General features: G+C 38.9%; 9 protein-coding genes. 8 read left to right on the top strand and 1 reads right to left on the bottom strand.

Features of this window, described 5'->3' with window-relative positions:
• Positions 1-231 precede the first annotated feature (231 nt).
• Positions 232-1,602, bottom strand: a complete 1,371-nt coding sequence (locus FBB35_RS30385) for a substrate-binding domain-containing protein (protein WP_174712723.1) — start codon at positions 1,600-1,602, stop codon at positions 232-234.
• Positions 1,603-3,322: 1,720 nt separating this feature from the next.
• Between FBB35_RS30385 and FBB35_RS30380 the strand changes: the two genes are divergently transcribed.
• The 8 genes from FBB35_RS30380 (at position 3,323) to FBB35_RS30345 (ending at position 12,529) form a co-directional block, all read left to right on the top strand.
• Positions 3,323-3,943, top strand: a complete 621-nt coding sequence (locus FBB35_RS30380) for a hypothetical protein (protein WP_174712722.1) — start codon at positions 3,323-3,325, stop codon at positions 3,941-3,943.
• Between the two features lie 14 nt (positions 3,944-3,957).
• Entirely contained in the window at positions 3,958-4,335 is a 378-nt protein-coding gene (locus tag FBB35_RS30375) for a hypothetical protein (protein WP_012410598.1), read from the top strand.
• A complete protein-coding gene (locus FBB35_RS30370) occupies positions 4,283-7,030 on the top strand; it encodes a hypothetical protein (RefSeq protein ID WP_174712721.1) in 2,748 nt (915 codons plus the stop codon). The genes FBB35_RS30375 and FBB35_RS30370 overlap by 53 nt, the downstream gene beginning before the upstream one ends.
• 243 nt (positions 7,031-7,273) lie before the next feature.
• Positions 7,274-8,104 (top strand): hypothetical protein, encoded by an 831-nt coding sequence (locus FBB35_RS30365; protein ID WP_174712720.1) that lies wholly within the window; start codon positions 7,274-7,276, stop codon positions 8,102-8,104.
• A 74-nt stretch (positions 8,105-8,178) separates the two neighbouring features.
• A complete protein-coding gene (locus FBB35_RS30360; protein WP_174712719.1) occupies positions 8,179-9,228 on the top strand; it encodes a hypothetical protein in 1,050 nt (349 codons plus the stop codon).
• A 117-nt stretch (positions 9,229-9,345) separates the two neighbouring features.
• The gene (locus FBB35_RS30355) at positions 9,346-10,146 is read left to right on the top strand and encodes a hypothetical protein (RefSeq protein WP_174712718.1); all 801 of its coding nucleotides are present in this window, start codon (positions 9,346-9,348) and stop codon (positions 10,144-10,146) included.
• A 74-nt stretch (positions 10,147-10,220) separates the two neighbouring features.
• Positions 10,221-10,925, top strand: coding sequence for a hypothetical protein (locus tag FBB35_RS30350; RefSeq protein WP_174712717.1), 705 nt, complete (start codon positions 10,221-10,223; stop codon positions 10,923-10,925).
• Complete coding sequence (locus tag FBB35_RS30345) at positions 10,922-12,529, top strand: TrbI/VirB10 family protein (protein ID WP_174712716.1); 1,608 nt, start codon at positions 10,922-10,924, stop codon at positions 12,527-12,529. The genes FBB35_RS30350 and FBB35_RS30345 overlap by 4 nt, the downstream gene beginning before the upstream one ends.
• Positions 12,530-12,620: the final 91 nt, after the last annotated feature.

Raw genomic sequence — 12,620 nt, 5'->3', positions numbered from 1 at the left:
GTTATTTTATTCAATATCTATAATCGAATGAAACAAATTTATAAATTTCCGTTTTACGACTGTTTAATATATCCTGCAATCGCTAAATATTAATGGTAGATTTACCACCATTAATATGTATTATCTAAATTAGACCCCAAGATTGTAAATATAATCCTGGGGCATGATTTTATATCCTTATCAACATTTAGGAGGCAAGGAAGGTGAATACCAATAATGGTATTAACGCAATTATGGAGCTGGATTAAAAACAGTATCTACGTAAGTATTTACAACAGTCCGAGCTTGAGTTTTAATGGTATCGGGCAGAGGAGCATATCCGCGAGCTATAGCTATAGAGTTCGGATTGGTTGTTACATCTGCTGGTGCTGGAACAGGTGGTACTCCTAAAGCCCAATTGATAAATCCTTTAATACCAGTTGCTATGCTAGCACTTGCGTATTTGTCATAAAATAGTAGGTAACTTGCGGTAACGATGGGATAAGCATTTGTAGCTGCTGGATCAGTTACTACGAGTTTAATCCGCCGAGCATTTGTATCTTGATCGGTCGCACCTACAAAAGCATTTAAAATTGTAGTTGATGAGATGGCAGCATAATTACCTGACTTGTTCCGTAAGACTGCTGCTGGCAGACTATTAGCTAACCGCGTAGCACTATCTACATAACCAATGGCACCAGCAGTAGCTTTAATCTTGGTGGCGACACCTCCACCTCCTGAAGCAAATTGGAAATTAGCTGGCCAAACAACTGTATCGGCTGGTAATGGATTGGGTATAACAGCAGCACCAATACTTTTTTTACCAACTCCTCTGTTCCATGTAGCACCAAATGCGGCCTTAAGATGACTGCTTAAAGCAAAAGTGGTACCACTATCATCACTACGACGTACGAAAATCAGGGGTTTATTTACTGCAATTATTGCGCCACCGTTATCTGTTCTAATTCTGGCATCATTCCAATTTGTTAGACTGCCGTTCAGAATAGCAAGGTAAGTAGGCCGTGAAAGCTTAATTCCAGCGGCTGGTACATTTAGACCACTGGGGTTGTAAGCTAACGCGATTCCAACACTTATCACAGGTATTTGGACGTATGGAACTGGATTTTGGGGTGTGCCTGCGGGGGTGGGAACATTGTTGGGACTGCCAGTAACTCTTTCTGTGCCTGTTAGGGGATCGTCAGTTGCTGCAAAAGAAACTGGGGCACTGATTGTAGCACCAGTAGCAGGTGGTGGGGTTTGAGTAAGAAAAGATGTTATACCTGCGCCACTACCAACCGAAGCATATCTAAATGTGACGCTTGTATTGACTGGACCATAAGTCCCGTTTGGAAATCCGGCTAAGGCTGGGGGTACATTATTATTCAGGGATGGAGGATTCCCAACACCGTAAGCGTTAAACCATGAGCCTTTCGGCGCAAGAGGATAGGCAGTTCCTGTACCTGCAAACAAAGTATTTACAGTGCTTGCACCTGCACCATTTATTGAAGTCTGAGCTAGAGATTTATCACTAATAGATTGACCCGCTACTAAACCAATTGCTATAGCAAGTACAGAAATTGAACTTCTCAAATGATTCGATTGATGATCGCGATAGAAAACCATGTCAAGCTCCTTCAAGTTAATTTTAGGATTTAGCACCTTAACAAATCCAAATCAAATGCCAAATTGCCAATTATAAATAACCTTTTCTAAATGCAAAAACTTAGCATTAAAAAGGTTATTTATAAATTAAAAGTTTTGACAAATAGTTTAAGGACTAGAGCAAATAAATAGCAATATTGAGTGGATAAAAGTATTGTTATCGCACTCTATCACATAATTTTTTGCTATTCAAAAACTCTACAATTGCAAGGTAAGGTTGTATAAACAAACATTCAATTGCTTTAGTATAAGGGAGCGGTTAGTAAGTACTACGAATCATGCCTTAATTACCGTTATCAGTCTCTTATACTCTGTTAAAAAGCTATGTTTATTTTTACCCACTTACTTATTTGGCATGAAAACTTTGTCTGAATCATGAAAACCACTTTCTTTAATGCAGATGCACAGCAATTTGCCACAAGCTACCGCTAAGGCGCAAGGTAAAGAGAGTAAGATTTTACGAATCTTTTAAGATTGCCATACCTAATAGCTGTTAAAGTTTGCCAACGAAATCAACAGTATAGTATTAAGGTAAAGCTCAAATCATGATTGCATTATGGAATGATTAAAAAAGTTCAAAGTATTTTTGGAGCTTATCGGTGTTTTAAAAGTGGTTTTTGTAGAGCTTTTTATTAATCTGGCCGGAGTAAAATCTGAAACTTTTTATTATATTATAGTTTTGCTTATTAAGCTCTTTTTAAAGGTTTTAATATGTATTTTTAATAAAGTATATTAACTTTACAAATTAATCAGCATGTGAATCAATGAGAATACGTTGTTTCAGCATTTTATCAATCATCCTTTTATTAATTGCTTAGGTATAGCCCAACCCAGGCATCGCTAAAAATAGCTGAAAAATTTAGCTATTGTAATCAAAAAACTATATCTCATATTTGATATTTTCTGCCAATGGGTAATAGCCTTTTCAAGGTCGGTAAAATATTTGCCAATAAATTCCTTTTTAACCTCCTTTTAACCTCTTTCCTATGTGTTTTATGTGTCTGGAGTGGTTAAATAAATTACTTTTTAACCGCAGAAGGCAGAAGCGCAGAGAACGCAAAGAGAAAAAAGATATTTTTGGAGCCACCTTGAAAGGGTTACAATAAACCACTTTGTAAACATTCGGAATATTTAGGTCAAAGAATAAAGCGCAGTCTATTTTGTGCTATTGACAGTAGATTGAATTAATACGTGTATCAGTGGTAGTGCTAACATAATCTCCAAAAGTATTCCCAAAGTCCTTTGCAAATGGGATACTGTAGCCACTGTGTTGCAAACTTCTCTATATTTGTAGTAAGTATGTATTCAATTATAACACATCAAAAAAAGATAACACCTTACAAAACGGTTGCTTGGAGGAATAAAATGTTTTCTATAGAACTTGTAATTAATCTGCCAAGCACTATCTCGCCTTTCTACTGGATTCTACAACCAGTTTAGAAGGACTGTAGCAGTTCTGGTTTAAAGCTTGAAACCTAGTTTCTCAAACCACGCATACCTCACCTTTTAAACCAAAATTAATATTTTATTAATTTAAATTAATCAAAGTTTGTATATAATGTAAGACTTTACTGCGAACTTCATAATTTCATTACAAATGAATGTTCAATCATGTTAAGTTCTAAATAAGCGTAAAATTTTAGACAACCAACACTCAAGTACACCATAGGAAAATTAGCAAATGTCTAGACAAAGTTCTCACAAGAGAAACTTTTTCAAAGCTTTAACTGGTAGCGCAGTCAAAGGATCTCATAAGTTAAGACTGGGACTGGAATCCAGCTTGATTATTTTGGTTGAATCTGTTCCTTTTTTGATTGCTTGTGCTGTACTTATAAGCGTTATCAGCCTAAAAAGTCCTATCCTGCTCTTTTGTTTACTCGTTGGTAGTTTAATTGCAGTCATTACCCAGCAAATTGGGCAGCAGGCAAATTTACCAAGGCGATCGCTAATATTATTGCAAATTCTAGCAGCAGCCATCATCCTGAGTTTTTATTGGTTAGACTGTTTTGCCGGCCCCGCACAAGCACAGTTTTTTGGGGAAGCTGAAAAGTTTTTCAAGAAAACCTTAAGTGATGGTTCAACAACCAATAGTGGTGGTAGCAACACAGCTGTAAGTTTGATATTTAATGTGTTGCGGGCGATTTACTTACTATATATTGCAATCTCCCTGGTTGGTGTGATCAACGCAGTGCGTAAAGATGAAGATTGGCAAAGCATTGCCAGAACTCCCCTATTAGTCGTTGTTGCTGTTACTATTGCTGATGTACTCACACGCTTTGTAATTGGCGATAGCAGTAAATAATTCAGATATTTCAAATGTCTCAAGAGCGGGAACAAGAATTTCGTCCAGTTAATCAGGTTCTGGGAAGCCAACCTTCTCTAGGGCCCATCCCTGCTGATCAAATTCTTCCTTGGACAGTGATTGCCTTAGCCTCCTACTTTATTATCAATGGGATTTTTGGGGGTCTTTTCCAAGAAGAGTTTCAAAAATGGTTGTGGACAGTACTAATGACTGGTTGGGGAATAGGAACCTGGTGGATTTTAACTGGTGGTAGAAGTTGGAGTTTTTTAAGTAAATTTATTGGCGTTCCCGCTTGGACAAGAGGCTTTGCTCGTTATCAAAGCTTACTGGAAGTTAACCATGAAGCAAAAAATCGGAAAACAAAGCGTCGGCATCGCCGGAAACGAAAGTAGATTAACACCATTTGAAGATGCCTTACACTTGGCGACAATGCTACGTGTCGCTATGAATGGACGCGATATTGGCGCGTACCTTTTGACAAAAGGCACTCAAAAAGATCGGTTTTGCTTTGTTTTTGGTTTTGACTGTAAGGGAATTCATACTACCTTAAGACCCGAACAAATCGATACACTTTTTAATAACATTGAAGCTGGATTAAAAGATATCCCTAGCGGTGAAAGAATGACGCTGCATTTGGGATCTTTTAGTTCCGATAAAGAGCGCCAAAAGGAATTAGCATCACTAATTAGAAATGCGCCATCACGAGATATCAAATACTTATTGATGGCAGAAAGAGCCAGAGTCAAAGAACTGACTGTTTCTGGTGTTCGGAAGCCAAAATTTTTGCGGATTTATGTCACTTACACCATTGAATCTAACTCGCAACATGCAGATGATTGGATAGAGAAGCTTTTAGTCAAAGCTGAATCATGGTGGTTGAAATTCAAAGGTGAACTATCAGAAGTAGAAAATCAGCGCATCGAAACCCTAATCACAAATGCTTACAAGCAGGGTTTTCTGCGTTGGGAACAGATTCTATCAAACCAAATGGGATTGGATATTAAACCTTTGACAGCAGATGAACTCTGGAAAGAGGTCTGGAAAAGGTTTAATGACACAGAGGCAATAGAGATTCCTCAGTTGATGACCTTAGATGAACAAGGACTGCATGAGCAAGTTAATTCAGATTTAGCTAGTACTAAATTGCTCATAGACAATATCCACGGCACAACTTTGCTGATGGAGTCTAGCGTACCTTGTGCCGATCGCCGTTGGGTTAATGTTAACAATCGTTATATTGGCGCACTGTCATTTCTTGAAAAACCTGGAGGTTGGCCAAATAAATCTTCCCAACTGCGCTATTTATGGGAACTTTTGGCCAGAGAAAGAGTAGCAGATACAGAGATTTTTTGTGAGTTGACTGCCGCAAATCCAGCAATGGTAAAAACGACTCTGCAACGAGTACTGAAGCAGTCAAACATGACGACAATCATGGCTCAAGAAAAAAGTAAAACCATTGATGTCAACGCTCAATTGAAGCTGAAGAAATCGGTAGCGGCGCAAGAACAATTATTTGAAGGTGCAGTCCCGATTTATACGAGTATTGCTATTTTGGTACACCGTCCAACTGTTGAAAAGTTAGATGAGGCAACAAGGTATATTGAAAACTGTTTTCAACGTCCAGCAAGGGTAATTAGGGAAACTGAATATGCCTGGAAAATTTGGCTGCAAACTCTACCGATAGTTTGGGAAGGTTTATTAGCAACACCCTTTAACCGTCGTCAGCTATATTTAACCAGTGAAGTTCCCGGATTAATGCCTTTAGTTTTAACTAAACGGGGTGATAAAGAAGGCTTTGAGTTGATTGCCGAAGAAGGCGGAACACCCGTACATTTAGATTTGTTTAATCAACACAAAAATTTAGCTTTGTTTGCGACAACTCGTGCTGGTAAATCGGTATTAGTATCAGGGATTTTAACTCAGGCTTTGGCACATGGCATTCCTGTGGTGGCGTTAGATTTCCCTAAACCTGATGGCACATCAACTTTCACAGACTATACAGAGTTTATGGAGGGGAATGGAGCCTATTTTGATATTTCCAAACAATCGAATAACTTATTTGAACAGCCAGATTTGCGATCGCTAGAACCAGAACAACAGCGCGATCGCTTTAACGATTATACCGCCTTCCTAGAATCAGCTTTAATGACAATGGTTTTAGGATCATCCACTGAAAGTCAAATTTTATCGCAAACAGTGCGATCGCTACTCAACCTAGCTTTAGAAGCCTTCTTTACAGATGAGGGCATCAAAGAGCGATATCGACAGGCGATGATGGGAGGATTCGGCACTCTGGCTTGGCAGAAAACCCCTACCTTGAAAGATTTTCTCTATTTCTGCTCGCCAGAATACTTGCAGCTAGATTCTTTAAGTGGCAGAGTAGAAGACGCTCTGAGTCAAATTCAACTACGCTTGCGGTTTTGGCTCTCTAGTCGTGTGGGACAAGCTATTTCTGCACCATCTAGCTTTCCTACTGATGCACAACTGTTAGTTTTTGCTCTCAGAAACTTATCAGATAGTGAAGATGCAGCCGTACTATCCTTGAGTGCATATTCAGCAGCATTACGACGGGCATTAAGTAGCCCAGCTTCTATATTCTTTATTGACGAAGCACCAATTTTATTTGAATTCGAGCAAATCTCTGACTTAGTTGGCAGAATTTGTGCGAACGGTGCTAAAGCTGGTATCAGAGTCATCTTATCGGGACAAGATCCTGATACTATTGCCAAATCTAAAGCTGCATCTAAAATTTTGCAAAACTTGACAACACGATTGATTGGAAGGATTCAGCCAGTTGCAGTGGATAGTTTTGCAGATATCTTAAAATATCCCCGCAACATTATTTCTCGTAATGCTTCAGAAAGCTTTTTTCCCCGCAAAGAAGGTGTCTATAGCCAATGGCTATTAGATGATAACGGTATTTATACATTCTGTCGTTATTATCCAGGTTATGAACAATTGGCAGCAGTTGCTAATAACCCCTCTGAACAAACTGCCCGGAGTAAAATGATGCAACTCCACAACAATAAATATGAAGCAATTTCTGCTTTTGCACGTCAGTTAGTGGCTACTTTACGTAGTAGTTAATCGTGGAGTTTATCATGAGTAAATACCTGATTATGGGGCGAACATATCAGTTGCCGGTAAGCAAAGGCGGACAAGATATTTACCTCAAAGATGTAGTTTCACATTTAACTTGATTAGGGCGCTTATATTGTCCAACCCACAATAATTTAATTTGGTTTTGCAAGTTTCTTGCTTGTAAATGTAAATCTCTAAATCATACTTACAGCAAACTTAATTGCGTCTACCTTTTTCAGGTACAGAAATATGAGAAAAACTACCATTTTTACTTTGACATTGCTATCTTTGGCAATCCTACCAGCAATGGCACAAATTCAGACGGGCGCATTAGGCCAGGTTTGGACTGACTTTCAATCATATTCCACAGATTTGCAAAACTACCTTCAATATAATCTGAGCGACAACTTAAAGCCTGTAGAAGTACAAAGTCAAAATGCTCTGAGTAATGCCAGAGGAGAATTGAATATACCTAACCCTGTTATCGCTGGACAGAGAGTTCGTGATAATTTGATTCTCTATTCTTCTAATTCCGACTCAAGAGCGGGTCGCTTTGAGAATAATTCAGCAGTGCGGGGAAATTTAATTAGTAATGAACTCAATCGGGTAATTACTCGTGGAGTAGCGGTAGGGATTCTTGGTGAAAAGGGACAAATTCGGACAAAATCAAAGTTAGAAAATACAGAGAGAAGTCTGCAAGATATTGCCGGATCAAATGATGCTGATAACCAGATTAATAGCTTTAAGAATAAATTGGAAAGTACTGCTATTGACACAGCTGCTAAACAAGTTATAAGTATTGCCGATAACTTGCTAGGTCAGGGCTTATTAGCATTGTTAACTACCAACCAAGAAACCATTAAAATCCAACAGGAACAATCGAAAATCGTAGCTGAAACATTTGCTCAGACATTACAAAATAATCAGTCTTTGCAATACTCTAATTTAAACTTGGCAAATATTTCTCAGCAGGCAGAAGAGACAAATCGCGCTCGGAGAGTAGAAAGTTCTACAGAAGCCGCGAGACTTTTGCGGGCGACTTCTCAACTAGATTTGTTTGGCAGAAAGCTTAATAATTGAAATTTAGAATTGAGAAATCTCAATTATTCTGATTCTAAAACATACCTTTTTTAAAAGACAGTTAGTTAACTAACATGCAACTTGCTATTCAACAAATTTTTGCCCAAGTAGGCATTGATGAGATTCTTGATAATGGTGCCGCAACCTCTCAACGTATTGCCGAAGGTTGGGATAAACAATGGCTAGATTTATTACAAAATAACAGCAGTAATAACTTGTATGGAGCGCTGACAAATCTGGGTATTTTTTTTGCGGTAGGAACCCTGTTGTTTTTCATGATACAATTCCTCAAAGACTTACTATCCTATGAATATACCCGTCCCATATCAGCTTTAATTTGGCCTTTTATTGTGGTGATCCTCTTAAGTAATTCAGCCAATGGAAGTATCCTTTCTAATCTGACACTAGGAGTGCGGAATTTTCTAAACACTGTGAATCAGCAAGTAGTGGTATCAGCAGACGCAGACAAAATATACCAGCAAGCACTGAATATGAGTGTTGCCGAAGAAGTAGCTGGCTCTTTGCTGCGTCCTTGTCAATCACTGACTGGCGAACAACAAAGTCAATGCTTTGTGAAAGCTGCCGAAAAAGTAAATATTCTTTGGCAAAAATATAGAGATATATATGGAAATAAAAATTGGATAATTAGACTACAAACTAAGGTAGATAATATTAGATATGGCACTGGCATTGTATCAGAAACCTCATTTAATTCTTTGTTAGGTTCTACAGTCCAAACGAGTATCAAAAACTTTTTAGTTTCCTTACAATATGCCTTCCAGAATTTGATAGAAGCTACGATGTTGCTGATAGCAGCTTTAGGACCAATAGCTGTAGGTGGGTCTTTATTACCTGTCGCGGGGAAACCAATCTTCGCATGGCTGACTGGATTTTTATCTATTGGAATTGCCAAGATTTCATTCAATATTATTGCGGTGCTAACTGCCGCAGTTATTGTCAATGGGCCAGGTCAAGATGCTAATGTTGATCCAGATTTAATGTGGTTCATTATTTTTCTAGGAATTTTAGCACCACTTTTATCCTTACTTGTAGCTGCGGCTGGCGGTTTTGCAGTCTTCAGTGCTATCAGCAATACGGCTTCTTTAGTGAAGGAGAGGATATAAGCAACTCAAAATTTCTAAAGAAGAATCTATCTAAATATTGGCTACTTTCCTGACTGCCGACTATACGCAAATCATCATATATAATAGCTGAAGTTTTTTGCAGGAGGAGATGAATAAATGGTACGTCTACTAGAAAAAAGACAAAGAACGGGAAGTGTTTTGACAATTTTTGCGATCGCGTCCTTCAGTTTACATGTATTAGTTTTACTTTTATTCATATTTCAAGGGCTAAATATTCGCCAACTCAGTCTGAGAAAACCTCCCAACTTTGTGCAATTAATAGATGGTAAACCAGTACGCAATATTGATGATTTAGCAAGAGAACCAGAAGCAATCCGCCGATTCATCAGCAAAACGATGATATCAATGTTTACCTGGTCGGGAACCTTACCACCACAAAATATCGAAGAAGTTGCAAATCCTAAATCTGATTTAGGAATTTTAATTAGAACACCCCAAGGTGGCAGCCAAAAAATTAGTACTAGCACTTGGATAGCAAGTTTTGCCTTATCAGAAGACTTTCGCAAAGGTTTCTTAAGCACAGTTGCAGAAATGACCCCGCCAGAAGTTTTCTCGGAAAACCCTAACCAAGTGATGACATCACAATTAATTATTAAGCGAGTTTATCCACCAAAACAAATTGCACCAGGTAAGTGGCGAGTGGGGATGGTAGCCGACTTAATTCAAAAAAATCGAGTTGGTGGTGAAAAAATCGTCACTCCTTTTAACAAAGATTTCCTTGTCCGTGCAGTAGATTATTTTGGTAATCCCCAAGCCGATAATGGCACAGACTTGCAAAAAGCAATTTATAGTGTCCGCACTGATAAACTAGAAATTTATGAAATTCGTAATTTATGTTTGCTAGATGGGTATAACAACCTTAACGAAGATAATTTAAAGCAATGTAGGGCCGGATAAAGCTTTGATAGCTTTATAAAATAAGAGATTTTTAATTCCCCAACTCATAGTTCAATTTTTATAATCAATTATTAATGCAATTACTTAAACCAGAAAATAAGAGAAATAGCCCATTACCACTCTTGGCAGTAGGAACATTTGGTTTACATGTATTAACCTTGCTTTTACTAATATTTCATGGGTCTATGTTACAACAGTTAAGTCGGCAACTTACACCCCAAAGTTTGGTACAACTTGTTGATGGTCGTACTATAACAGTAGAGGCTCAACCAAATTTAGAGCGACAGCCAGAGGCTATTCGGCGCTTTGTGGGTGAAACGATGAGCTTAATGCTTAACTGGTCACAACAACAGCCACCTACACAGGTCTGGGAAATTACTTCTCAACTGGTAGCTGATGATTTTAAACAAAAACTTAAGTCAGAAATTACTAATTTAAATCCAGATAGTCAATTTGAAAATGTTAGTAGAGGGACTGAGAATGTATTAGTCATCCAAAAAATTTCTCAACCAATAGAAATCAGTAAGGGAAACTGGAAAGTAGAGATGTTTGCCAATCAATTGATTTTTAGCGGTTATGATAGGTTGGGAAAATCAGTTTCGTTTAATAAACAAATTTTAGTTAGAGCAATAGATGAACCAGCAACTTCACTACCAAATGCGCCACTACCGACGCACTTCGCAGCTTACCGCCTTGGTGAAGCCAGATTAGAAATTTATAATGTCTGTGAAATCCAAGATAAAAATTGTTCTGGAAATCCCAACCAAGCTTTACCATGACTCGATACTCAATTCCTGCCCAAACGCCTCCTCAAAATGGATTTGCTCTAACCACCGACGATCGCCAACCAGAAGTAGAATCTTTTGATTGGGAATCACGGATCTCCAAGTTGGTTGGCTTTGAAGAAGAATCTTATTCTGGCGATCCTCAAGGATCGGAAGGCTCTGCAATGCTGCAAGAGTCTCCTTACCAACCACAAGAAGTTCAGACTAAGCAATCCCTATCATCTAACCCCTTTGCAAAATTAGGCTTGGTAGGGGCTGCTACTTTAGCGATCATTTTGGTGGGTGGTGTGTTTTTGTCCCAGTTGATGGGTAGCAGCAATCAGAAGCCAAAAAATATTGTTTCCCCACCGGTGCGTGAGCAACCAATTGATGAATCGACCTCTCAACAGCTAGCAGTCGAAGTAGATACTCTGAAAACGAAATTAGCCCTGACTGAACAAGCACAGTTGGTAAAAGCTGCCCAACAACAACTCAGAATTGCCAAATCAACACCTAAAGTAGCCCTACGAGAACCATCAGTTTCTTCCAGAGGTACACAGAAAGTGATCCCAACCCCCCCACCGATAGCTTACGCACCTCGAACAGTGACAGTTGAGCGCATTGTTAGAGTACCTGCTTCTCAATCTTTGCCATCACCTCAACTACCAGTTGTGAAGCCAAATACTCAACCCGTAGTTAATATAACTCCACCAGCTCCACCAAACCCATTTGAAGAGTGGACAAAATTATCAAAGTTAGGTAGCTATGGTCAAGTCAATGCCAACGATCAACCTAATAACACGGTAGCTGCTTCTGAACCTCCAAACAATCCACAGCCGCAGCAACAAACACCAAACCCCAATCCTGAGCAAACTCCACAACAGCAAACTCCTGCTCCTCTAGTCAGTCAAGCGCAACAGCAGGGACAAAAATCTGTAGCAGTAGGAAGTAGTGCTAAAGCTGTGTTGGCGACGGCAATATTTGGAGAAACTACCAAGTCAAGCGGTGGCAGTGGTGATACAGGTGAACAGAAAAACGTATTTGTGATCCGATTGAAAGAACCGCTAAAATCTATCGATGGTGCGATCGCTCTACCTGCAAATACCGAATTCCTAGCTGAAATTAGCTCCCTCTCCGAACAAGGTCTTTTGCAGATGAAGGTAGTGAAAGTTGTCTCGCAAAATAATGGCAACCCGATAGAACGAAGCTTACCTAACAATGCAATTATTATTCGCGCTACCCAAGGTAAACCTTTAATTGCAAATAAATTTCCCAGTCAAGGTTCGTCCATAGCATCAATGGATTTAGGACTATTCGTTTTGGGAGGTATTGGGAAAGCAGCAGAGTTAATAAATCGTAGTGATACTGAACTGCAACCACTTACTTCACAAACTACCGTTGATGGCAACACCAGTAGCAGCACAACTCTTACTACTGTCACTAAAAACAGACGCGATATTGCAGCCGGGGTTGTGGAAGGTGGTTTGAACTCTGTAGTTCCCCAAATTGCCCAACGTAACCAACAGGCGATCGCCCAAATGTCACAGCAAACGAATATTTGGTTTTTGCCAGCCGGTACAAATATTGAAATATACGTTAATCAAGTAACCCAGTTTTAAGAGGTAGGATTGATACCAATTTTAAATTTGCATTGGGTCATGGTAATTAAGTAATTAGTTTTCTTGCCATCTTCCCTATTTTCACCTGTTC

Source organism: Nostoc sp. TCL240-02, from assembly GCF_013343235.1.
Classification (GTDB): Bacteria; Cyanobacteriota; Cyanobacteriia; order Cyanobacteriales; family Nostocaceae; genus Nostoc.
This window is presented reverse-complemented; position numbering and strand designations above follow the sequence as displayed.

Bases quoted from the DNA above. Each gene is read 5' to 3' on its own strand.
- FBB35_RS30385 (WP_174712723.1), bottom strand. From the start codon at position 1,602: ATGGTTTTCTATCGCGATCATCAATCGAATCATTTGAGAAGTTCAATT.
- FBB35_RS30380 (WP_174712722.1), top strand. From the start codon at position 3,323: ATGTCTAGACAAAGTTCTCACAAGAGAAACTTTTTCAAAGCTTTAACT.
- FBB35_RS30375 (WP_012410598.1), top strand. From the start codon at position 3,958: ATGTCTCAAGAGCGGGAACAAGAATTTCGTCCAGTTAATCAGGTTCTG.
- FBB35_RS30370 (WP_174712721.1), top strand. From the start codon at position 4,283: ATGAAGCAAAAAATCGGAAAACAAAGCGTCGGCATCGCCGGAAACGAA.
- FBB35_RS30365 (WP_174712720.1), top strand. From the start codon at position 7,274: ATGAGAAAAACTACCATTTTTACTTTGACATTGCTATCTTTGGCAATC.
- FBB35_RS30360 (WP_174712719.1), top strand. From the start codon at position 8,179: ATGCAACTTGCTATTCAACAAATTTTTGCCCAAGTAGGCATTGATGAG.
- FBB35_RS30355 (WP_174712718.1), top strand. From the start codon at position 9,346: ATGGTACGTCTACTAGAAAAAAGACAAAGAACGGGAAGTGTTTTGACA.
- FBB35_RS30350 (WP_174712717.1), top strand. From the start codon at position 10,221: ATGCAATTACTTAAACCAGAAAATAAGAGAAATAGCCCATTACCACTC.
- FBB35_RS30345 (WP_174712716.1), top strand. From the start codon at position 10,922: ATGACTCGATACTCAATTCCTGCCCAAACGCCTCCTCAAAATGGATTT.